We start from the raw sequence: 21169 nt of genomic DNA, 5'->3' as shown, positions 1-21169 counted from the left end.
GAGGACGAGGTCCCCGACCATGAGCGACGATAGCAAATCGAACGCCGCCGCCAACGCCATGTGGGGCGGCCGTTTCGCCGCCGGCCCCGATGCGATCATGGAGGCGATCAACGCCTCGATCGGCTTCGACAAGCGCCTCGCCGCCCAGGACATCGCCGGCTCGCGGGCCCATGCCGCGATGCTCGCCGCCCAAGGCATTATCACGGCCGACGACGCTCGCCAGATCGACGCCGGCCTGCTCACGGTCTTGTCAGAGATCGAGGCCGGGACCTTCGCCTTCTCCACCGCGCTCGAAGACATCCACATGAACGTGGAATCCCGCCTGCGCGAGCTGATCGGCGACGCCGCCGGGCGCCTGCACACCGCGCGGTCGCGCAACGACCAGGTGGCGCTCGATTTCCGGATGTGGGTCCGCGACCAGGCCGACGCCGCCGTCGCCGGCCTCACCGCGCTGATCGAGGCGCTGGTGGGTCAGGCCGAGGCCGGGGCCGACATGGTCATGCCCGGCTTCACCCATCTCCAGACCGCGCAGCCCGTCACCTGGGGCCATCACATGCTGGCCTATGCGGAGATGTTCGCCCGCGACCGCGCCCGCTTCGCCGACGCCCGGGTCCGGATGAACGAATGCCCGCTCGGCGCCGCCGCGCTCGCCGGCACCGGCTTCCCGATCGACCGCCACATGACCGCCGCGGCGCTGGGCTTCGACCGTCCGACCGAGAACTCGCTCGACTCCGTCGCCGACCGCGACTTCGCGCTGGAATTCCTCGCCGCCGCCACGATCTGCGCCACCCATCTCAGCCGGATCTCCGAGGAGCTGGTGATCTGGTCCTCCGCCCAGTTCCGCTTCGTGCGCCTGTCCGACCGTTTCTCCACCGGCTCCTCGATCATGCCTCAGAAGCGCAACCCGGATGCCGCCGAGCTGACCCGCGCCAAGGTCGGCCGCATCACCGGCGCCATGGTCGGCCTGCTGACCGTGATGAAGGGCTTGCCGCTCGCCTATTCCAAGGACATGCAGGAGGACAAGGAGCAGGTGTTCGACGCCGCGGACAGCCTGATGCTGGCCCTTGCGGCGATGGAGGGGATGGTCCGCGACATGCGCCCGCTGCCTGCCAATCTGCGCGCCGCCGCCGCCTCCGGTTTTTCGACCGCCACCGACCTCGCCGACTGGCTGGTGCGCGAGGCGGGCCTGCCGTTCCGCGACGCCCATCATGTGGTCGGCGCGCTGGTCAAGCTCGCCGAGGACACCGACCGCGATCTCCCCGACCTGACGCTCGCCGAGATGCAGTCCGCCCACCCCAAGATCACCGAGGGCGTGTTCGACGTGCTGACCGTCGAGGCCTCCGCCGCCTCGCGCCTGTCGCATGGCGGCACCTCGCCGACCCGGGTGCGCGAGCAGGCCGCCCGCTGGCGCGCGCAGCTCGCCGCGGAGAAATCCGCATGACCCGCGCCGCCCTCCTGACCCTGCTGGCCGCCGCCGCGCTGGTCCCCGCGGCCTGCGCCCGCAAGGCCGATCCGGTCCCGCCCCCGGGCGCTTACCGCTCCGACGCCCCGCGCCTGCTGGCCCCGGGCGAGGTGGTCGAACCGATCCGCGACCGCACCGAGTGAGATGTGACCCCCGGCACTTTACGTAGCGTCGCAAAAATGAGAGCGTCGCCGACGGGAGACGCCTTCTGGATCGCTTCGCGATGGCCGACGCTCGGTCCGCTTCTCCTCCGGAACATCCCATGTCCATCGCACAGCGCGCCGTCGCTGTTCTCGTCGCCTGCGTCGCCTTCGGGTCGGGCGCGCCGGTCTCGGCCCTGACCATCGATTTCGACGGCCTTCCCAACCTGACCCCGGTGTCCGCTCAGTTCCCCGGGGTGATGTTCTCGCTGCCCGGCGGACGCTCGCCGATGACGTACGACGCGACCTACGCGACGTCCGCGCATAATGTGCTGATCAACGACGACAACCTCTCCGATTTCTTCGGCGAGGTGCTGACCGTCACCTTTCTGATGCCGGCGATCGGGGTCTCCTTCTCGCTCATCGGCGACGACGGTCCGGCGGAGATCGAGGTGATGACCGCGACCGCGCCGGTCCAGTTGCTGCATCATGCCTGGGACCACGATCATTTCACGGCCGAGACCATCGACCTCAGCGTCTACGGGGCGATCACCGGCTTCTCCATCGTGCTGAACTGGGACGAATTCATCGTCGGGCAGGACCTGTTCGCCATCGACGACCTGACCTATTTCGCAGCGCCGCCCCCGGTCACGACTCCGTTGCCCGGCGCCGCGCCGCTGCTGGCCGGGGGGCTGTCCCTGTTGGGCGTGTTCGGCGGGGCCCGGCGGCGTCGGTGCGGCATGTTCGGGTCCGCGGGATGAAATCAGGGTCGTTTTCGTTTGAGCTGATGGGAGCCGTATGAGTTTCGTCATCCGCGCATCTTGAGAGATGCGCGGCGCGGTCCATGTTGGGGAACTCCGGCCGTGTGACGACAACCGGCTTTCAGGGGGGGACGACATGCCCGTTTTTTCGGTGATTTACCTGCTGCTCGCGGTGGTCGGCGCGATCATTCCCATGCGCAAGTTCCTGCTCTGGTTCGAGGCGAACGGCGTCTCGCTTTCCGGCCTGCTCGACGCCTGGACGGTGAACGAGGCGGCGGAGGGCATGCTCTACGATCTCGGCCTCGCCGCCCTCGCGCTGACGGTGGCGGTGGCGGCAGATGTCGCGCGCCGCGGCCTGTCCTGGGTCCTGCTGGTGATCCCCGCCACTTTCCTGATCGGGGTCAGCTGCGGGCTGCCGCTTTACCTCTTCTTCCGTCATCGCGTCCGCGATCAGGCCCGGGCGAAGTCGCGCCGCTGAACACGGCTTCGCGACAGGGCGCGCCCGGCGCTTGACGGCCGCCGCCCCCGGCCGCACTTGCTGGGGGCATGGAACATGAGCCGTTCATCCGCCTCGGGGTCTTCATCGGGATCTTCGTCGTCATGGCGGGGTGGGAGCTGGCGCGCGCCGCCCGGCCCGCCCTTCAGCCCAAGGCCCGGCGCTGGCTGACCAACTGGGCCATCGTGGCGGTCGATTCGGTCGTGGTGCGGCTGCTGTTTCCGGCCGCCGCGGTGGGGGCCGCGCTCGACGCGCAGGCGCAGGGCTGGGGGCTGTTTCCCGCGCTGGGCGCGCCCGGATGGCTCGCCTTCGTCCTCAGCCTCGTGGTGCTGGATCTCGCGATCTGGGCCCAGCATGTCGCCACCCACAAGGTCCCCTGGCTCTGGCGTCTGCACCGGGTCCACCACGCCGACCGCGACGTCGACGTCACCACCGCCATCCGCTTTCACCCCGTCGAAATCGCGCTGTCGATGCTGCTGAAGATCGGGCTGGTCTACGCGCTCGGCGCCCCCGCCGCCGCGGTGCTGGCCTTCGAGGTGCTGCTCAACGGCTGCGCCATGTTCAACCACGCCAACATCCGCCTGCCCGCTTCGGTCGAGCGCCCGCTGCGCTGGCTGCTGGTGACGCCGGACATGCACCGCATCCACCATTCGGTGCGGCGGGAGGAGACCGACAGCAATTACGGCTTCTCGGTCAGCTGGTGGGACCGCCTGTTCGGCACCTACACCGCGCGGGCCCAGGGCGGCGAGGCCGGGTTGCGGCTGGGGCTCGAGGCGCATCAGGACGACGCGCCCTCCCGCCTTTTCTGGTCTCTGGCCTTCCCGTTCCGCGCGCGATGAGCCTGCCCCCGGTCCCGCCATGGACGCCGGCCGCCGCACCCCCTAGGCTCGCGATCCGCCGGTCCGATCCCCCGATCCAGAGGTTCCCGTCATGCTCCGCCTCGTGCTGATGCGCCACGCCAAGTCGGATTGGGGCGACCCGGAGATGTCCGACCACGACCGCCCGCTGAACGCCCGCGGCCGCCGCGCCGCGCCGCGCATGGGGGCCTGGCTGGCGGCGCAGGGGCTGCTGCCCGACGCGGCCCTGCTGTCCTCGGCCCGACGGGTGCAGGAGACCTGGGCGGGGCTCCTCGAGGGCGCCGGCCTTTCCGCCGCGCCGCCGCCGGCGCGAACCGAACGCGCGCTCTATCTCGCCGAGCCGGCGACGATGCTGGAGCATCTGCGCGCCGCCCCGCCCGAGGCGCGCACGGTGCTGATGCTGGGTCACGAGCCCGGCACGCCCGCGATGCTGCGCCGGATGCAGGCCGGCCCGCCGGCGGCGGCCTTCGCCGAGGCCTTCGCCCGCTTTCCCACCGCCGCGGTCGTGGCGATGGAGGCGACGGCCGCGCGCTGGGCCGAAACGCAATTCGGCGCGGCGCGGGTCATCGCCCATGCCACGCCGAAATCCCTGGACTGACCGGGCCTCTCCCGGCGAAGTCGTCTGGTCGACGCCCCCGCAGCGGCCCCTGAGTCATTGGCAATGAACGGCTGCGCGGCGGACCTGGGGCGCGGCCTCGGCCCCGCGCATCGCCCTCGGGGCGCTGTCGCTCTGGCTCGGGCCCGATATCCGGATGTCGCGATTGTTCTGGGCGTCGACGAAGTGGACCGCCCCCGCCCCCGCCACGCCCGGCGCCACGTCCGGCGCCGCGATCTCGTCGGCGTCGCGCGCGGCATGGCCGGCGCAATCGCCCTCGCAATCGGGCCGGCAGCGCCCGGCGAAGGCGGGATCGGCAAGCGCCTCGGCCCGCTGCGCCAGCTTCTCGATCACACGCTCCAGGACTTCGCGTTCCTCTGCGGTAAGCCCGTCGAGCAGGTAGGCCTCCCGGGCCCGGGCCATCCGCTCGATATCGGCGAGCGTGCGGGCGCCTTCGCGCGACAGCCGCACCATCTTGATCCGCCGGTCGCGCCGGTCCTCCCAGCGCTGGATCAGGCCGCGATCCTCGAGGCTCGACGCCGCCCGGCTGATCGCCACCTTGTCGAGCCCGGTCCGCTCGGCGATGGCGCGGGTCGGCTGGTCCCTCGCCTCTCCGGTCGCGGCGAGCACGCGCCATTCGTCCCGGGTGAGCCCGAATCGTTCGCCGTAAATCTGGGCGACGGCGGCGGTGGTCTTGGCGGCGAGCCGGGACAGCCGGAACGGCAGGAAAGCTTGAAGCTGCATGGACGATTCCCGATCAGTTCTTCATGACTACCGTTGGCGCGGCGGTATGGTTGATGTCCGCCACCATAGTCCCCGAAGCTTTACGAACCTTGATCCAGATCAAATCGCTTACGTGCGCATATATAAGGGGAGCGAAACGTTTTTCGGAATCGTATCCGCTGAAAATAAGGTTTCGATACTTTGACGATCTAGGTTGACCGCATCCCTATGCGGGGGCATTCGCGCCCGCCGAGCCCCGGATGCGATCGGACCGCGACCTCGCCCCGCGGGCGCGCTAAGCTGGTGCGAACCGGACGGGGCGCCGGGGGGACGCGCAATGCCGCGACCGGCGAAGGAGGGCAGACCATGGACCAGCCGATCCGCTTCACCTTCGACGGGGCCGAGGTCGAGGCCCGCCCCGACGAGACCCTCTGGGAGGTCTCGCTGCGCCTCGGCCGCCGCCTGCCGCATCTGTGCCTGACCGAGGCGCCGGGCCATCGCGCCGACGGCAATTGCCGCGCCTGCATGGTGGAGATCGAGGGGGAGCGGGTCCTCGCCCCCTCCTGCCGCCGGACCCCGGCCGAGGGCATGGCCGTCCGCGCCGCCTCCCCCCGCGCCGAAAAGGCCCGCGCCATGGTGCTCGAGCTGCTGATGGCCGATCAGCCGGCGCGCGAGGCCGCGCCCGACCGTTCCTCCCACCTCCGCGCCATGGCGGATCTCGCCGGCATCGCCGCTTCCCGCTTCCCCGCCCGACCCGACGCCGACCGCCCCGCGCCGGACGCGAGCCATGTGGCGATGCGGGTCGATCTCGACGCCTGCATCCACTGCACGCTCTGCGTCCGGGCGTGTCGGGAAGTTCAGGTCAACGACGTGATCGGCATGGCGGGCCGGGGCGCCGCGGCCGAGATCGTGTTCGATTTCAATGATCCCATGGGCGCCTCGACCTGCGTCGCCTGCGGGGAATGCGTGCAGGCCTGCCCGACCGGCGCGCTGATGCCCGCGACCGCGGTGGACGCGGCCGGCCACGGCGACAGCGCCGCGGTCGACGACGCCGTCCGCTCCGTCTGCCCTTATTGCGGCGTCGGCTGCCAGATCGACTATCGCCTGCGGGATGGCAAAATCGCCTGGGTCGACGGCGCCCCCGGGCCCGCCAACGAGTCCCGCCTCTGCGTCAAGGGCCGCTTCGGCTTCGACTACGTCGCGCATCCCCACCGCCTGACCCGGCCCCTGATCCGCCGCGACGACGCGCCGCCCAAGGGCCTGAACGTCGACCCCGCCAACCCCTGGACCCATTTCCGCGAAGCCACCTGGGACGAGGCGCTCGACCACGCCGCCCACGGCCTCGCGCGCCTGCGCGACGTCCATGGCGGGGCCTCCGTCTCCGGCTTCGGCTCCGCCAAATGCTCCAACGAAGAGGCCTATCTCTTCCAGAAACTCATCCGGCAGGGGTTCGGCCACAACAACCTCGACCACTGCACCCGCCTCTGCCACGCCTCCTCGGTCGCGGCCCTGATGGAAAACGTCGGCTCCGGCGCCGTCACCGCGTCCTTCAACGAGATCGAGCATGCCGACATCGCCATCGTCATCGGCGCCAACCCCACCGAGAACCACCCGGTCGCCGCCACCTTCTTCAAGCAGTTCGTCAAACGCGGCGGCAAGCTGGTGGTCATGGACCCCCGCGGCCAGGGCCTGAAGCGGCACGCCTGGCGGATGCTGCAGTTCCGCCCGGGCACGGACGTCGCCCTGCTCAACGCGTTGATGCAGGTGATCGTCGCCGAGGGCCTGCAGGATCGCCAGTATATCGAAGCCTTCACCGAGAACTTCGCCGAATTCGCCGAGCACGTCGCCGAATTCACCCCCGAAGCCATGTCCCCCCTCTGCGGCGTCCCCCCCGAGACCATCCGCGAGGTCGCCCGCGCCTTCGCCACGTCGAAGGCCGGCATGATCTTCTGGGGCATGGGCGTCTCCCAGCACATCCACGGCACCGACAATTCGCGCTGCCTGATCGCGCTGGCGCTGCTCTGCGGCCATGTCGGGCGACCGGGAACCGGGTTGCATCCGCTCCGCGGCCAGAACAACGTCCAGGGCGCCTCCGACGCCGGCCTGATCCCGATGGTGCTGCCGGACTACCAGCCCGTCACGTCGCAGGCCGCCCGCGAGCTCTTCTCAACCCTCTGGGGCGGAACCCAGATTTCCCCCGAACCCGGCCTGACGGTGGTGGAGATCATCGACGCGGCCTTCGCCCGCGAGATCAAGGGCATGTATGTGCTCGGCGAGAACCCCGCCATGTCCGACCCCGACGCCGCCCATGCGCGCGAGGCGCTGGCCCGCCTCGAACACCTCATCGTCCAGGACGTGTTCCTGACCGAGACCGCGATGTTCGCCGACGTGATCCTCCCCGCCGCCGCCTGGCCGGAAAAGACCGGCACGGTGACGAATACCAATCGCACCGTGCAGATGGGCCGCCCCGCCGTCGCCCCTCCGGGGCAGGCGCGCCCGGACTGGGAGATCACGCAAGACCTCGCCAATCGCCTCGGCCTCGGCTGGCGCTACGCGCACCCGCGCGAGATCTACGCCGAGATGGCCGCCGGCATGCCGTCGCTCGACCACATCACCTGGGACCGGCTCGCCGCCGAAGGCGCCGTCACCTACCCCACCACCGGCCCCACGGACCCCGGCGCGTCCGTCGTCTTCGGCGACCGTTTCCCCCGCCCGTCAGGCCGCGCCCGCTTCGCCCCCGCCCGCATCACCCCGCCGGCCGAGGTCCCCGACGCCGACTACCCCCTGATCCTCACCACCGGCCGGATGCTGGAGCACTGGCACACCGGCGCCATGACCCGCCGCGCGACCACCCTCGATGCGCTGGAGCCAGAGGCGACGGCCGCCCTCCACCCCCAGACGCTGAAAAAACTCGGCGCCTGGCCCGGCGACCTGCTGGAGGTCGAGACCCGCCGCGGCGCCATCCGCCTTTCGGCCCGCGCCGACCGGGCGGTGGCCGAGGACATGGTCTTCATCCCCTTCGCCTTCGTCGAGGCCGCCGCCAACCTGCTCACCAACCCCGCGCTCGACCCGGTGGGCAAGATCCCCGAATTCAAGTTTTCGGCGTGCCGGGTCCGCCTGATCGCCCCGGCCCCTGCGGAATGAGAAACGCCGCCCCCAGGGCAGGGGGCGGCGCGTCATCCTCGAAGCCGCTCTCGTCAGGCGCGGCGCCGCCGCCGGATCATCGCCAGCCCGCCGAGGCCTGCGATCAGCAGCGGCGCCGCGGCGGGAAGCGGCACGGCGGACGCGCCGACGCTGTTGAACATCAGGTCGTCCACCACGACGAAGAGCTCGGCGTATGGCCCGCCGGAGACGCCGCCGCCGTAGCGCATCGTCACCGACCAGATCGCCTCGTCGCTGACGAAGCCGATGAACTGGTCGACGGCGTCGTTCATGTTGGCCGCGACGGCGATGGTGTCGATGAACCTGCCCCCGGCGCCGAAGATGTCCATCGCCGCCTCGAAGGCCGTCTCGCAACACGCGTCGTCATTGCCGAACCAAAGGCCGACCGAGGAGGTGGGCGTCGCGAAGCTCAGAGTCAGCGGGGTCACGTCGGCGGTGCGGCCGGTGGCGAGCCCTGCCGAACCTGAATGGTAGGCGGGCGCCCAATCCGAATTGGCGGTGAGGAGCCCGCTCGCGCTCGAGGCGGTGAAGCCGGGAACGAAGGTCAGGTCGTCGAGGTTGTCGAGCGTGTAGGCGCCCTGGGTCATGCCGGCGACGTCGCCGACCTGCACCACCGTCGCCATGGCGGGCGAAGCGGCGATCGCGAGGATCCCCAGCGCAAGGGCCGCGATATTGGATCTCATCTGGGAACAGCCTTCTGGTGAGCACGCGTTGCGACGCGCTCATCGCTAGCGCGGATCGGCAGCTTTGCGCAGATGCTTCGTGCGTGTTGTGACGAAAATCTTTCGCGCGCACGCGCCCTTTGGGAACGGGACGGCGACGGGCTGGCCGTGCGCCGCCCGTCGTCGTATGCCCGAAACCGGTGCACGCTCGGTGCACGTTCGGTGCACGCTTTTCACACGGGGGTTTCGGGCGATGATCGAGGCGTTTCGCGACCGGGTGGTCATCCTCGGCTATGGCTCGCTGATCTGGGATCTGGACGACCTCGCCCCCCATGTTTCGGGCCCGTGGTTCATGGATGCCGGCCCGGCGATGCCGCTCGAATTCTCGCGGATCTCGCCGAAGCGGCTGATGGGGCTGGTGGTCTGCGTCGACCCCGAGCACGGGTCGCCATGCCCCTCCCACGCCATTGTTTCCGTGCGCGGGTCGGTGGCGGAGGCGCGGGCGGATCTGGCGCGGCGCGAACGCTCGGCCGAGGCGAATATCGGCGCGTGGAGCCGGGATGGATCTGTGATCGTTGGGAAAATCGCGCCGGCGGCCGAGGCGTGGTGTGCCGCCACCGGCGCCGCCGGTGTGGTCTGGACCGAGCTCCCCGCCAATTTTTCGGACGTCGCCGGCCGCCCCTTCGACCACGCGGCGGCGGAGGCCTGGCTGCTGTCCCTGACCGGCCCGGCGCGGGACGAGGCGGTCCGCTACATCGCAAACGCCCCCGCCGCCACCGACACCGCCCTGCGCCGTCGGCTGACGAGCCTCCCCTGGTGGCGGGCGGAGGCGGCGCGGGTGGCCGGGCTCTGATTTTCCTATGCGGGCGGGGGGGTCAGGTCCTCGGTCAGCAGCACCGCGACCCCGACCAGCAGCAAAAGCGCCATCGCCACGTTGAACGCCCGAAGCCGCCAGCCCTCGCCCAGAAACCGCCCGATCGCCGCCCCCAGCCCCGCCCAGGCATGGGCCGAACCCAGTCCCGAACACACATAGACGGCCGTGATCACAGCTGCGTCGCGCACCGGCGCCGCGCCATCGGCGAATTGCGAGATCACGGCGAGGCTCATCACCCAGGCCTTGGGATTCACCCACTGAAAGGCGGCCGCCTCCAGGAATGTGAACGGCCGGTCCCGCCCGCGCCCCTTGCCGGGCGCCGGCGCCGTCGCGGTCCGCCAGGCGAGCCAGAGCAGCAAGGCCGCGCCCCCCCAGCGGAGGGTCTCGCGCAGCAGCTCGCTCTGGCGAAACACCGCCCCCAGCCCGAGCGCCAGCGCGAACAGCATCACCGGATAGCCCAGCGCCACGCCGCGCGCATGCGGCAGCGTGGCGCGGAACCCGAAACGGGCGCCCGAGGCCGAAAGCAGCGCGTTGTTGGGCCCCGGCGACCAGGTCCCGGCCAGCGCCATGGCGCCGATGGCGGCCACGGTTTCCAGCGACACGCCGTCGAACATCGTCTGGATCACCGGGGCCTCCCATGCCGGTTATACGTCAGCAGAACTGACTTTTCACGGAGCCTGCGGGCAAGCGGTCGAAAGGTCAAATCACGGGTTGTGAACAGGCTCATAAGCGGCGCGAGGGGGCGTCAGCTGTCGAGCATCGCGCCCCGCGACAGCGTGAAGTCGGAGGCGACCCAGAGGTTCTCGAGCTCGTTCAGCCTGCGGCCGAGCGCGGGGCCGGGCTTCATGCCGCGGGCCAGAAGGTCGTCGGCGGCGACCGGGAAGCTGGCGGTCGCGCCGCGGGCGATGTCGCGCTGCAGGGTGCGGGGCGGGGGCGCTCCGGTCGCCGCGGCGCGCAGCAGGGCGGCGTCGCGGGCGGCCTCGGCCCCGTGGCGATAGGCGGTCTGGGCGGCCGGGGCGTCCTCCGCCAGCGCGGCGCGGATGGCGCGCAGCGCACGCAGCTCGGCCCGGCTCAGGCGCAGCCAAGCGGCGGCGTCGTCGGGGGTCACGCCCATCACGACCAGTCGGCGCTTCCAGTCGACCAGGGGCGCGGTGCGCGCCTCCATCGCCACCAGCGGCGCCACCGAAGCCGCGTCGGCCCCCGGCAGCACCCGCGCCAGCACCCCGCAGGCCTGCATGGCGCAAAGCGCGGGGCCGGGATCGTCGGCGCCCAGCAGCTTGCGCATCTCGGCCCCGATCCGCTCGCGCGCCAGCGTCTCCACCCCCTCGGCGGCGGCGGCGCAGGCGGCGAGCCCGCCCGCGTCGATCCCCCGCCACGGATCGCCGTAAAGCGCGTGGAACCGGAAGAAGCGCAGGATCCGCAGCCGGTCTTCGGCGATGCGGGCGTCGGCGTCGCCGATGAAGCGGACGCGCCGGGCGCGCAGGTCGGCCAGCCCCTCGCCCACCGGGTCGAGCAGCGTGCCGTCGGGCGCGGCGTAGAGGGCGTTCATGGTGAAATCGCGCCGGGCGGCGTCCTCGACCAGGTTCGCCCCGAAGGCCACTTCGGCATGACGCCCGTCGGTGGTCACGTCGCGTCGGAAGGTGGTGATCTCGAAGCCACGATTGCGCAGGACGGCGGTGACGGTGCCGTGCTCGACCCCGGTGGGCACATGGCGGATCCCGGCGGCGTCGAGCAGGCGCTGGACCTCCTCCGGCTCGGCGTCGGTGGCGAGGTCGAGGTCGCGCACCGGCAGACCCAGCAGTTCGTTGCGCACGCAGCCGCCGACGAAATAGAGCCGGGCGCCGCCGGCCTCCAGCGCCGCGCAGATCTCGCGCGCCGCGGGATCGCGCAGCCAGGCGGCGTCGAGCCGGTCGGCGCCGCCCCCGGCCTCGTCATCGGCGACGGAGGGCGATCCGCCGCGGTTGGCGCGGGCGTCTTCGGCCTCGATGGTCATGACGTCCTTTCGTGGGCGAACGGCGTGTTTTTTGCGAACGGCGCGGGCGGCGGCATCAGCGGGCGTCGCGGTCGGGCGCGCCGCGGACCGGGTCTTCGCGGTCGGGCGCGCGGCCGGCCAGCATCTCCAGCCGCTCCGACAGGCCCACCAGCATCCGCGCGGTGGCGCCCCAGATATACCGCCCCTCCCACGGCATCGCGTAATAATGCCGGTCGCGCCCCTGGAAAAAGCGCGTCTCCATCCGCCGGTTGGCGGGATCCATCAGGAAGGCGAGCGGCGGCTCGAACACCTCCGCCACTTCCGAAGGGTCGGCGCGCGGCGCGAAATCCGGGTCGACGAGGCCGACGAAGGGGGTGATGGCGTAGCCGGTGCCGGTCTCATGCCCGTCGATCCGGCCGAAGATATCGACCTGGCGAGGCAGGAGGCCGATCTCCTCCTCCGCCTCGCGCAGGGCGGCGTGGAGCAGCGTGGGGTCGGTCGGGTCCATACGCCCGCCGGGGAAGGCGACCTGGCCCGCATGCTGGCGCAGGTGATCGGCGCGCCGGGTGAGGATCACGCGCAGCCCGTCGCCGCGGTCGACCAGCGGGCAGAGCACCCCGGCGAGCCGCAGGGGGGCGGTCGCGCGCCCGGGCCGGCCGCCGGGCAGCAGGTCGAAGTCGGAGCTTTCGCCCGGGCGCCCGTGCAGCACCGCGGCGCGGACCATGGCCGCGTCGATGGCGGCGAAGGGCGCGTCGCCGGCGGGTGGTGCGGTGAATTGGGGCGAAATCGCGTCGGTCATTCCCATCAAGTGGCGCAACTCGAGCGATGGGGCAAGCATCTGCATGCCCCGCGCAGGCGAAACCCGGGCGCCGGGAGAGAGGGGGGCGGGCAAGTCCCCTCCCGATTGCGGCCGGCGGGCGTTCGACGCGCCCGACGGGGCGGCGGGCTCAGGCGACGGTGAAGCCCGCCGCGCAGGGGGCGCGGGTCCCGGGCTCCGGCGCGGGGCTGCGACGCGTGGGGAAGGGGGCGAGCTTGCCGCTCGCGGTCAGCACCTCATGCAGGGCGGGGTCGAGCTCGACCATCCCGCCCCGGCTGTCGCGGGCGATGGCGACATGCAGGTCGATCCGGCCCAGCAGCCAGACCAGCTCGTCGGCCGCATCCTGCGCCAGGAAGCGCTCGTCGTCGGTCAGGGCCGCCTCGATCCGGGTCTCCGCCGCGAACAGCCGGCCGCGCAGCCGGGCCGAAACCGCCAGCGCCAGACGCTCGACCACATCGGCCCGCAAGGTCGGCGGGACGTCGTCGGCGGCGAGGGCGGCGGTGAACGCGGGAGAGGTCATGGCGGATTCCTTGCAGCTTGGGCGGGAGGAGCGGCGGGCTCCGTCGGGGCGGCAAGGAAAGATTTGCCCGGGTTTACGACATGGTTCGAGCGTGCGGCCGGATCGCCGCCGCACCCTTCCGCGCCGCCGCCCTATCCTTTCGGTCAGGCCGGATCCTTTCGACGGGGCAGGGCAGGGGCGGGCAGGGCGGAGGCGGGGGCCTCAGTCTTCCGGCAACTCGGCCGAGGGGATGATCGGGAAGAATTCCCCGTGGGACCGCAGGCCGAACCAGCGGGCGCCGTCGATCTCGCGATGCTCGCCGACCTCGATCAGGCGGTAGAAGCTCTTGCGGTCGATCAGCGCCTCCAGATTGGTGCGCATCAGGATGTAGGGCGAAGGCTCGCCGGACTCCGGATCGCGGGCGACGCGGATCGGGTGGTCGGGTCCGGCCTCCGCCGCGTCGTCGAGACTGGTGGAGAAGGTGAGCGCCTGCGCCGGGCCGCCGGGGTCGGCTATGGTGAAGTCGACGGCCAGGAAGGGCGCGTCATCGACCCGGATTCCGACTTTCTCCACCGGAGTGACGAGAAAATAGTCGTCTCCGTCCTTCCGGAGCACCGAAGCGAAAAGTTTCACTAACGGAATCCGGCCTATGGGTGTGCCCAGATACCACCAGGTCCCGTCCCGGGCGATTCGGATGTCGAGATCGCCGCAGAAGGGCGGGTTCCAAAGGTGGACGGGGGCCGGACCGCGCGTGCGCGTCCCGGCCTGCTTGATCGATGCGGCCAGTCCCTCGGCATCGGGCGCGGGGGTCGGGCTCGCGACCTGTTGATCGGCGGGGGCCATGGTTTCCTCCGTTTCGCGGGTGCGGCGACAGCAGCGCCCTTGGACAAGCTAGTCGCCCGCCCTACTGTTTCAAAGACCGGGACGCGATCCTTGCGACACGACGCGCGCCCCGACCGGACCAAGTTCCGCGCCCGCCCGCGCCCAATGCGTCGCGGCCCCGCGCCTGCCGGAGAGATCTGATGAGCGATGCAAGCGACGACCTCGTGGCCGAAATCGAACGGCTCGGGGAGACCCTGAGCCGGGCGCGCGCGCAAGTGGCGCGGCGGGTGATCGGGCAGGAGACGGTCGTCGACCTGACGCTCAACGCGCTGTTGTCGGGCGGTCACGCGCTGCTGGTCGGCGCGCCCGGACTCGCCAAGACCCGTCTGGTGGAGACGCTGGGCGGCGTGATGGGGCTGGACGCGAACCGCATCCAGTTCACGCCGGACCTGATGCCGGCCGATATCCTGGGCGCCGAAGTGCTGGAGGAGGCGGCCGGCGGCGGCCGCGCCTTCCGCTTCATCCAGGGCCCGATCTTCTGCCAGCTGCTGATGGCGGACGAGATCAACCGCGCCTCGCCCCGCACCCAGTCGGCGCTGCTGCAGGCGATGCAGGAACGCGAAGTGACGGTCGCCGGCGCGAATCGTCCGCTTCCCAAACCCTTCCACGTCCTCGCCACCCAGAACCCGATCGAGCAGGAGGGCACCTATCCGTTGCCCGAGGCGCAGCTCGACCGCTTCCTGCTGCAGGTGGACGTCGATTACCCGACGCTGGATGCCGAACGCGCGATCCTGATGGCGACCACCGGGCTCGACGACGCGATGGCGGAGCCGGTGTTCGACGCCGCGTCGCTGATCGCGGCCCAGCGTCTCGTCCGCCGGATGCCGGTGGGCGACAGCGTGATGGAGGCGATCCTGGCCCTCGTCCGCTCCGCCCGTCCCGGAGAGCCGGAGGCGACCGACGAGGTCAACCGCACCGTCGCCTGGGGTCCCGGGCCCCGGGCAGCCCAGGCGCTGATGATGGCGGTGCGCGCCAAGGCGTTGCTGGAACAGCGGCTGGCGCCCTCGGTGGCCGACGTCAGGGCGCTCGCCCGCCCGGCGCTCAAGCACCGCATGGCGCTGACCTTCTCGGCGAAAGCCGAGGGGCAGACCATCGAGGCGGTGATCGACGATCTCGCCGCCCGCGCGCTCGACGCCCCGCGCGAGGCCGCCGCGTGAGCGGCGCGCCCGGGACCTCCACGGACCGCGGCAGCCCCGCCTGGCTCAGACGCGACGCCGAGCAGGTCTCGGGCGCGCTGCCGCCGTTGCTGGCGGCGGCGGAACGGCTGGCCGCCTCGACCGTGCCCGGCGTGCACGGGCGGCGGCGGTCCGGTCCGGGGGAGACGTTCTGGCAGTATCGTCAGGCCATGCCCGGCGACCCGGCCACCGCCATCGACTGGCGCCGTTCGGGCCGCTCCGACCAGTATTACATCCGGGAGATGGAGTGGGAGGCGGCGCAGACCGTCACCCTCTGGGTCGATCCGGCGCAGAGCATGGACTACCGCTCCGACCTCGCGCCCCGCTCCAAGGCCGAGCGCGCCCGCCTGCTGGCGATGGCGCTGGGCGTGCTGCTGATCCGCGGCGGCGAACGCACCAGCCTGCTCGGCACCCAGGCGGCGCGCCCCTCCACCGGGTCGCCGCAGCTGATGCGCATGGCGCTGGAGCTGTCGCGCGTGGCCGAAGATCGCCCCGATTTCGGCGCGCCGCCCCGCACCGCGCTGGTCTCGGGCGGCAAGGCGGTGTTCCTGTCGGATTTCATGGGCCCGCGGGAAGAGGTGTTCCCCGCGCTGATCCATGCCGCCGAACGCGGCGTGTCGGGCGCCTATGTCCAGATCGTCGACCCGGCGGAGGAGAGCTTTCCCTTCGACGGACGCCTGGTGCTGCAAAGCCTCGGCGGCGCGGTCAGCTTCGAGACCCACCGCGCCCGTGGGCTGCGGGAGGCGTATCTGGAACGTCTCGCCGAACGCCGCGCCGACCTGATGGACACCGCCCGCCGCTGCGGCTGGCGCTGCCTGATCCACCGCACCGACGAGAGCCCGCGCAAGGCGCTGCTGTGGCTCTACGGCGCCATCGGAGATTTTTGATTTGACCCGCCGCGCCCCGCGTTCCGCTCATCGCGCGCTCTCCCCGTCCCGGGAGGCCGCGTCATGCTGAGCGTCGGGGCCGTCGCCTTTCTCAACCCCTGGCTGCTGGCGGCGCTCGCCGCGCTGCCGCTCTTGTGGTGGCTGCTGCGCGCCACGCCGCCCGCGCCGCGGCGCGTGCTCTTCCCCGGCGTGCGCCTGCTGCTCGGCCTCCAGGACCCGGAGCGGATGCCGGAGCGGACGCCGTGGTGGCTGCTGCTGCTGCGCCTCGCGGCCATCGCCGCGGTGATCTTCGCCTTCGCCCGCCCGATCCAGAACCCCTCGGCCGACCTCGCGGGGGCGGGGCCGCTGATGATCTTGATGGACAGCGGCTGGGGCTCCGCGCCCGATTGGGAGGCGCGCCGCGCAAGGGCGATGGAGGCGCTGGATCAGGCGGAGCGGGCGGACCGCGCCGTGATCCTCGTCGACCTCGCCCAGACCCGCGCGCCGGGCGAACGCCCCAACCCCCGCCCCGCCGCCGAATGGCGCGGCGCGCTGGAGGCGCTCGCCCCCGCCGCCTGGGCCCCCGACCGCGCCGGCTTCGCCGAAACCGCGGACGCGATGGCCGAGGATCTGGGCGGCTATGAGACGCTGTGGCTGACCGACGGCCTCGCCCATGACGCGCAGGAGGTCGAGAGCGATCTGGCCGATGCGCTGTCCGCCGCCGGCCCGCTGACCGTGATCGGCCCCGACCGTCTGGCGCTTGGGCTGCGCCCGCCGGTGCTGGCGGAGGGGGCGCTGGTCGCCACCGCGTTCCGCGCCGACGCCGCCGAAGGGCCGCGCCCCGTTTCCGCCGCCGCCATCGGCCGCGGGCCGCAGGGGGGGGAGCGTCGGCTGGCCCTCGCCGAAGCCCGGTTCGAGGAAGGCGGGAACGAGGCCGATCTGGTCTTCGATCTGCCGCTGGAGCTGCGCAATCAGGTGGAGCGGATCGCCATCCTCACCGGCGCCTCCGCCGGCGGCGTGGCGCTGGCCGACGACGCGGTGCGGCGCAAACGGGTCGGGCTGATCTCGGGCGAGGACGACGCCGGCGCCCGGCCGCTGACCTCGCAACTGCATTACCTCCGCTCGGCGCTGCAGCCGACGGCGGAGGTGGTGGAGGGCGATCTGGCGATGCTGATCGAAAGCGGGCCGGACGCGATCATCCTCGCGGATCTGGGCGTGATCAACGACACCGACCGCGCGGCGCTGACCGCTTGGATGGAGGCCGGCGGCCTGCTGGTCCGCTTCGCCGGCCCCCGCACCGCGCGGGCCGAGACCGACGCCCTGCGCGACGGCCGGACCGACGAAGACCCGCTGATGCCGGTGCGCCTGCGCGCGGGCGGCCGCGCCGTGGGCGGGGCGATGAGCTGGGAGGCCCCGCAGGCCGTACGCCCGTTCCCGCCCGAAGGGGTGTTCGCCGGCCTCGCCGTCGCCCCCGACGTGACCGTCTCGCGTCAGGTGCTGGCGCAGCCGGGGCCGGATCTGGCGGCGCGCACGCTGGCGACGCTCGCCGACGGCACGCCCCTGGTGACGGCGGCGGACCGGGGCCTCGGCCGGGTGGTGTTCTTCCACGTCACCGCCAACGCCGAATGGTCGACGCTGCCGCTCTCGGGCCTGTTCGTGCAGATGCTGGAGCGGCTGGCGCTGGCCGCCTCCGCGGGATCAAGCGCCACGCTGGAGGCGCTGGAGGGCGCGATCTGGACTCCCTCGATGGTGCTCGACGGCTATGGCCGCCCGGCGGAGCCGGGGCGTCTGCGCGGCGTGCAGGGCGCGCGGCTGGTGGAGGCGCGGCCGGGGCCGGACGCCCCTCCGGGCATCTACATCTCCGGCGACCGGGCGGTGGCGGTGAACCTCTCCGCCGCGGACGCCGAGCTTTCGCCCGCCCCCGCCCCCCCCGCCGGCGCGCGGGTGGAGCGGATGACCCGGGCCGAAGAGCGCGACCTTCAGGGCCCGCTGCTGGCGCTGGCCCTGATCCTGCTGGCGGTGGACGCGGTGGCGGCGCTGGCCGTCTCCGGCCGGCTGCGCGGCGCCCGGATGCGGACGGCCGCGGGTCTCGCCCTGGCGCTGGCCGCGGGACTGGCTTTGCCGCCCGGCGTCGCGCCGGCGCAGGCCCAGGAGACGACCCCGAACCGGGAGGCCGACGCCCGTGCGCTGGCCGCGACCGGCGACACCGTGCTCGCCTATGTGCTGACCGGGGATGCGGAGGTCGACCGGACCTCCGCCGCCGGGCTGACCGGGCTCTCGCGCGTGCTCGCCGCGCGCACGGCGGTGGAGCCGGCCGACCCGATCGGGGTGGATCTGGAACGCGACGAGCTCGCCTTCTACCCGCTGCTCTACTGGCCGATCTCCGCCGACATGGCCACGCCCTCGGACGCGGCCTACGCGCGGCTCAACGCCTTCACCCGCACCGGGGGCATGATCGTCTTCGACACCCGCGACGCCAATCTCGCCTCGGGCCCCGGTTCGGGCACGCCGGAGGGGCGGGCGCTGCGGCGCCTCGCCGCCGATCTCGACCTGCCGCCGCTGGAGCCCGCGCCCTCCGACCATGTGCTGACCCGCACCTTCTACCTGCTGCAGGACTTCCCGGGCCGGTGGCGCGGGGGCGAGCTGTGGCTGGAGGCGACCCCCGACCCCGCCGACCAGCCGGCCGGCGAGACCCCGTTCCGGGCCCTCAACGACGGCGTGTCGCCGGTGGTGATCGGCGGGGCCGACTGGGCCGCGGCCTGGGCGGTGAACGACCGCGGCGACTTCCTCGCCCCCGTGGGGCGCGATGGCGGCCGTCAGCGCGAGATGGCGTTCCGCTTCGGCGTGAACCTGGTGATGTATGTGCTGACCGGCTCCTACAAGTCGGACCAGGTGCATGTGCCGGCGCTGCTGGAGCGGCTTGGAAATTGACCTTTGACGCGCATCGCCGCGGGGCCTCCCGCCCCGCGGCCGGCTGCGCGAACGGAGCCCGCGCATGAACGCCGAGCTTGATTTCGCCCCCCTGCTGCCGCTCGAGGCGCTGATCGCGCTGGGCGCGCTGTCGCTGGCCGCGGTGGTGCTGTGCCTGTGGCGCGGGGCGCCCGGCTGGGCGCTGCGGGCGCTGGCGGCGGGGGCGCTGCTGGTCGCGCTCGCCAACCCGTCGCTGCGCCAGGAGCTGCGGGACCCCCTGCCTGACGTCGCCATCGTGGTGACCGACGCGTCGGCCTCCAACGCCATCGACGGCCGCGCGGCGCAGACCGAAGCCGCGGAGGGGGAGCTGCGCACGGCGCTCGACGCGCTCGCCGCCGACCCCGATGCGCCGCTGGAGGTCCGCTACGCCCGCGTCGCCCCGCATTCCGGCGGCGTCGCCGACGCGGATCGCGGCACGCTGCTGCTGGAGGCGCTGGAAGCCGCCGCGGCGGAGGTCGCGCCCGACCGGCTCGCCGGCGCCATCCTGATCACCGACGGCCAGGCGCATGACGCCGACGCGCTCGAGAGCTTCCCCGCCCCGGTGCATGTGCTGGTGACCGGGCGGGAGGGCGAATGGGATCGCCGCCTCGCGCTCGAGGCCGCCCCCGCCTTCGGCATCGTCGGCGAGACGGTGGAGGTCGCCTTCCGCATCGAGGCGCTGGGCGATGCGCCCGCCGCCGCCACCGGCTCCGCCCGGATCGAGATGCGGGTGGACGGCAGGCTGGTGGCGACGCCGGAGGTTCCGGTGGGACGCTCGGCCCGGCTGCGGATGCAGATCGAGCATGGCGGGGCCAACGTGGTGTCCTTGTCGATGCCGATGCGCGACGGCGAGCTGACCGACCGCAACAACGCCGCGGTGTTCACCGTCAATGGCGTGCGCGACCGGCTGCGCGTGCTGCTGGTGTCCGGGGAGCCGCATCCGGGCGAGCGCACCTGGCGCAACCTGCTGAAGGCCGACCCCTCGGTCGACCTGGTGCATTTCACCATCCTCCGCCCGCCGACCAAACAGGACGGTGTGCCGGTGTTCGAGCTGTCGCTGATCAGCTTCCCGACGCGCGAGCTCTTCATGGACAAAGTCGACGAGTTCGACCTGATCATCTTCGACCGCTACCGCCGCCGCGGCGTGCTGCCCAACGCCTATATCGAGAACGTGGCGCGCTATGTGCGCGACGGCGGCGCGGTGCTGATCGCCTCGGGGCCCGCCTTCGCGGGAGTGGAAAGCCTCTACCGCACGCCGCTGCGCGACATTCTTCCCGGGCGCCCCACGGCGCGGATCATCGAGGAAGGATTCCGGCCCGAGATCACCGAGCTCGGCCAGCGCCACCCGGTCACCGCCGGCCTGACCCATGAAGGGCCCTCGCCGGTCGCCGGCGGCGCGCCGAGCGGGACCCAGCCGAACTGGGGCCGCTGGTTCCGGGTGATCGAGATGGAGCCGACCTCGGGCCAGACGGTGATGAGCGGGGCGGGGGCGCCGCTGCTGATCCTCGACCGGGTCGGCAAGGGGCGGGTGGCGGCGCTGGCCTCGGACCACGCCTGGCTGTGGACCCGAGGCTTCGAGGGCGGCGGGCCGCAGGCGGAGCTGCTTCGCCGGCTCGCGCATTGGCTGATGAAGGAGCCGGAGCTGGAGGAGGAGGCGCTGACCGCCGAAGTGGCCGGCGCCGAGGTCGAGGTCACCCGCCGCTCGGTCGCCACCGAGCCGGGGCGGCTGACCGCGGTCTCGCCCTCGGGCGCAACCATCGAGACGCGGTTCGAGCCGTCGGGTCCAGGCCTCTGGCGCGCGGCGTTCGAGGCGGAGGAGACCGGCCTCTGGACCCTCACCGACGGGGTGCTGGAGGGTGTGGCCGCGGTCGGCCCACCGGCGCCGAAGGAGTTCGAGAACCCGGTGTCGACCGGCGCGCTGCTGGCGGGTCTGTCGGAGGCGACGCGCGGCGGCGTGATGCGGGTGGCCGACGGCATGCCCGACCTGCGCCGGGTGCGCCCGGGGCGGGCGGCGGCGGGGCGCGGCTGGATCGGGCTGGCCCGGGCCGACGCCTATTCGGTGCGCGACATCGCGCTGACCCCGCTGGCGCCGGGCTGGCTGATGCTGATCCTTTCGGCCGGGCTCGCCCTGCTGGCCTGGCGGCGCGAGGGCCGCTGACGCGTCCCCGCCCCCGACCCGGCCGCGGAACGCCGACCGGACGTGCGAGGCGCGGGTCGGCTTGCTCGGACCTCCGTCACGGGAGGAGGGGCGGGCGGCGTGACCGGGGAACGCGGGCC

The 21169-nt window shown here is 72.6% G+C and carries 19 protein-coding genes; 12 read left to right on the top strand and 7 right to left on the bottom strand.

Features of this window, described 5'->3' with window-relative positions; genetic code table 11:
• The first annotated feature begins 19 nt into the window (after nt 1–19).
• The 6 genes from argH to ACTB72_RS01970 all read left to right on the top strand — a co-directional run bounded on the left by argH (nt 20) and on the right by ACTB72_RS01970 (nt 4314).
• Nucleotides 20–1441 (top strand): argininosuccinate lyase, encoded by a 1422-nt coding sequence (argH, locus tag ACTB72_RS01995; protein ID WP_463035303.1) that lies wholly within the window; start codon nt 20–22, stop codon nt 1439–1441.
• Nucleotides 1438–1605, top strand: coding sequence for a hypothetical protein (locus ACTB72_RS01990; RefSeq protein ID WP_463035302.1), 168 nt, complete (start codon nt 1438–1440; stop codon nt 1603–1605). The genes argH and ACTB72_RS01990 overlap by 4 nt, the downstream gene beginning before the upstream one ends.
• Nucleotides 1606–1724: 119 nt before the next feature.
• Nucleotides 1725–2363 carry a hypothetical protein gene (locus tag ACTB72_RS01985; protein ID WP_463035301.1) on the top strand — a complete coding sequence of 213 codons (639 nt, stop codon included), beginning with the start codon at nt 1725–1727 and terminating at the stop codon, nt 2361–2363.
• 136 nt (nt 2364–2499) lie between these two features.
• Complete coding sequence (locus ACTB72_RS01980; RefSeq protein ID WP_463035300.1) at nt 2500–2841, top strand: DUF2834 domain-containing protein; 342 nt, start codon at nt 2500–2502, stop codon at nt 2839–2841.
• Nucleotides 2842–2909: 68 nt separating this feature from the next.
• Complete coding sequence (locus tag ACTB72_RS01975) at nt 2910–3698, top strand: sterol desaturase family protein (RefSeq protein WP_463035299.1); 789 nt, start codon at nt 2910–2912, stop codon at nt 3696–3698.
• Between the two features lie 91 nt (nt 3699–3789).
• On the top strand, nt 3790–4314 hold the full coding sequence (locus ACTB72_RS01970) for a SixA phosphatase family protein (protein ID WP_463035298.1): 525 nt from the start codon (nt 3790–3792) through the stop codon (nt 4312–4314).
• A gap of 54 nt (nt 4315–4368) precedes the next feature.
• On the opposite strand, the gene ACTB72_RS01965 is transcribed toward ACTB72_RS01970, so the two are convergent.
• Entirely contained in the window at nt 4369–5055 is a 687-nt protein-coding gene (locus ACTB72_RS01965; RefSeq protein ID WP_463035297.1) for a MarR family winged helix-turn-helix transcriptional regulator, read from the bottom strand.
• A gap of 345 nt (nt 5056–5400) precedes the next feature.
• Here ACTB72_RS01965 and fdhF point away from each other — a divergent pair, with 345 nt between their 5' ends.
• Nucleotides 5401–8178, top strand: a complete 2778-nt coding sequence (gene fdhF, locus ACTB72_RS01960; protein ID WP_463035296.1) for a formate dehydrogenase subunit alpha — start codon at nt 5401–5403, stop codon at nt 8176–8178.
• Nucleotides 8179–8231: 53 nt separating this feature from the next.
• Here fdhF and ACTB72_RS01955 read toward each other — a convergent pair whose 3' ends face one another.
• Nucleotides 8232–8879 carry a VPLPA-CTERM sorting domain-containing protein gene (locus ACTB72_RS01955; protein WP_463035295.1) on the bottom strand — a complete coding sequence of 216 codons (648 nt, stop codon included), beginning with the start codon at nt 8877–8879 and terminating at the stop codon, nt 8232–8234.
• 232 nt (nt 8880–9111) lie between these two features.
• Between ACTB72_RS01955 and ACTB72_RS01950 the strand changes: the two genes are divergently transcribed.
• Complete coding sequence (locus ACTB72_RS01950; RefSeq protein ID WP_463035294.1) at nt 9112–9711, top strand: hypothetical protein; 600 nt, start codon at nt 9112–9114, stop codon at nt 9709–9711.
• Nucleotides 9712–9716: 5 nt separating this feature from the next.
• Here the strand turns inward: ACTB72_RS01950 and ACTB72_RS01945 are convergent, their stop codons facing one another.
• The 5 genes from ACTB72_RS01945 to ACTB72_RS01925 all read right to left on the bottom strand — a co-directional run bounded on the left by ACTB72_RS01945 (nt 9717) and on the right by ACTB72_RS01925 (nt 13863).
• Nucleotides 9717–10358, bottom strand: a complete 642-nt coding sequence (locus ACTB72_RS01945; RefSeq protein ID WP_463035293.1) for a LysE family translocator — start codon at nt 10356–10358, stop codon at nt 9717–9719.
• Between the two features lie 119 nt (nt 10359–10477).
• Complete coding sequence (locus tag ACTB72_RS01940) at nt 10478–11725, bottom strand: CCA tRNA nucleotidyltransferase (RefSeq protein WP_463035292.1); 1248 nt, start codon at nt 11723–11725, stop codon at nt 10478–10480.
• 55 nt (nt 11726–11780) lie between these two features.
• The gene (locus ACTB72_RS01935) at nt 11781–12503 is read right to left on the bottom strand and encodes a CoA pyrophosphatase (RefSeq protein ID WP_463035291.1); all 723 of its coding nucleotides are present in this window, start codon (nt 12501–12503) and stop codon (nt 11781–11783) included.
• Nucleotides 12504–12651: 148 nt separating this feature from the next.
• On the bottom strand, nt 12652–13041 hold the full coding sequence (locus ACTB72_RS01930; protein ID WP_463035290.1) for a hypothetical protein: 390 nt from the start codon (nt 13039–13041) through the stop codon (nt 12652–12654).
• A 201-nt stretch (nt 13042–13242) separates the two neighbouring features.
• Complete coding sequence (locus tag ACTB72_RS01925) at nt 13243–13863, bottom strand: DUF1285 domain-containing protein (protein WP_463035289.1); 621 nt, start codon at nt 13861–13863, stop codon at nt 13243–13245.
• A 179-nt stretch (nt 13864–14042) separates the two neighbouring features.
• On the opposite strand from ACTB72_RS01925, the gene ACTB72_RS01920 reads away from it, so the two are divergent.
• The 4 genes from ACTB72_RS01920 to ACTB72_RS01905 all read left to right on the top strand — a co-directional run bounded on the left by ACTB72_RS01920 (nt 14043) and on the right by ACTB72_RS01905 (nt 21050).
• Complete coding sequence (locus ACTB72_RS01920; protein WP_463035288.1) at nt 14043–15059, top strand: AAA family ATPase; 1017 nt, start codon at nt 14043–14045, stop codon at nt 15057–15059.
• Nucleotides 15056–15964 (top strand): DUF58 domain-containing protein, encoded by a 909-nt coding sequence (locus ACTB72_RS01915; protein WP_463035287.1) that lies wholly within the window; start codon nt 15056–15058, stop codon nt 15962–15964. The genes ACTB72_RS01920 and ACTB72_RS01915 overlap by 4 nt, the downstream gene beginning before the upstream one ends.
• A 63-nt stretch (nt 15965–16027) precedes the next feature.
• Nucleotides 16028–18874 carry a DUF4159 domain-containing protein gene (locus ACTB72_RS01910; RefSeq protein ID WP_463035286.1) on the top strand — a complete coding sequence of 949 codons (2847 nt, stop codon included), beginning with the start codon at nt 16028–16030 and terminating at the stop codon, nt 18872–18874.
• A gap of 64 nt (nt 18875–18938) precedes the next feature.
• Nucleotides 18939–21050 (top strand): hypothetical protein, encoded by a 2112-nt coding sequence (locus tag ACTB72_RS01905; protein WP_463035285.1) that lies wholly within the window; start codon nt 18939–18941, stop codon nt 21048–21050.
• Nucleotides 21051–21169 lie beyond the last annotated feature (119 nt).

This window comes from Albimonas sp., from assembly GCF_055129145.1.
Note: the sequence above shows the minus strand (reverse complement) of the source record. Positions and strands in the feature narration are given on the sequence as shown.

What these genes read in the sequence shown, in the direction of transcription:
- ACTB72_RS01935 (WP_463035291.1), bottom strand. Translation starts at nt 12,503, where the DNA reads ATGACCGACGCGATTTCGCCCCAATTCACCGCACCACCCGCCGGCGAC.
- ACTB72_RS01925 (WP_463035289.1), bottom strand. Translation starts at nt 13,863, where the DNA reads ATGGCCCCCGCCGATCAACAGGTCGCGAGCCCGACCCCCGCGCCCGAT.
- ACTB72_RS01990 (WP_463035302.1), top strand. Translation starts at nt 1,438, where the DNA reads ATGACCCGCGCCGCCCTCCTGACCCTGCTGGCCGCCGCCGCGCTGGTC.
- ACTB72_RS01910 (WP_463035286.1), top strand. Translation starts at nt 16,028, where the DNA reads ATGCTGAGCGTCGGGGCCGTCGCCTTTCTCAACCCCTGGCTGCTGGCG.
- ACTB72_RS01950 (WP_463035294.1), top strand. Translation starts at nt 9,112, where the DNA reads ATGATCGAGGCGTTTCGCGACCGGGTGGTCATCCTCGGCTATGGCTCG.
- ACTB72_RS01955 (WP_463035295.1), bottom strand. Translation starts at nt 8,879, where the DNA reads ATGAGATCCAATATCGCGGCCCTTGCGCTGGGGATCCTCGCGATCGCC.
- ACTB72_RS01980 (WP_463035300.1), top strand. Translation starts at nt 2,500, where the DNA reads ATGCCCGTTTTTTCGGTGATTTACCTGCTGCTCGCGGTGGTCGGCGCG.
- ACTB72_RS01940 (WP_463035292.1), bottom strand. Translation starts at nt 11,725, where the DNA reads ATGACCATCGAGGCCGAAGACGCCCGCGCCAACCGCGGCGGATCGCCC.
- ACTB72_RS01975 (WP_463035299.1), top strand. Translation starts at nt 2,910, where the DNA reads ATGGAACATGAGCCGTTCATCCGCCTCGGGGTCTTCATCGGGATCTTC.
- ACTB72_RS01920 (WP_463035288.1), top strand. Translation starts at nt 14,043, where the DNA reads ATGAGCGATGCAAGCGACGACCTCGTGGCCGAAATCGAACGGCTCGGG.
- ACTB72_RS01965 (WP_463035297.1), bottom strand. Translation starts at nt 5,055, where the DNA reads ATGCAGCTTCAAGCTTTCCTGCCGTTCCGGCTGTCCCGGCTCGCCGCC.
- argH (WP_463035303.1), top strand. Translation starts at nt 20, where the DNA reads ATGAGCGACGATAGCAAATCGAACGCCGCCGCCAACGCCATGTGGGGC.
- ACTB72_RS01930 (WP_463035290.1), bottom strand. Translation starts at nt 13,041, where the DNA reads ATGACCTCTCCCGCGTTCACCGCCGCCCTCGCCGCCGACGACGTCCCG.
- ACTB72_RS01985 (WP_463035301.1), top strand. Translation starts at nt 1,725, where the DNA reads ATGTCCATCGCACAGCGCGCCGTCGCTGTTCTCGTCGCCTGCGTCGCC.
- ACTB72_RS01905 (WP_463035285.1), top strand. Translation starts at nt 18,939, where the DNA reads ATGAACGCCGAGCTTGATTTCGCCCCCCTGCTGCCGCTCGAGGCGCTG.
- fdhF (WP_463035296.1), top strand. Translation starts at nt 5,401, where the DNA reads ATGGACCAGCCGATCCGCTTCACCTTCGACGGGGCCGAGGTCGAGGCC.
- ACTB72_RS01970 (WP_463035298.1), top strand. Translation starts at nt 3,790, where the DNA reads ATGCTCCGCCTCGTGCTGATGCGCCACGCCAAGTCGGATTGGGGCGAC.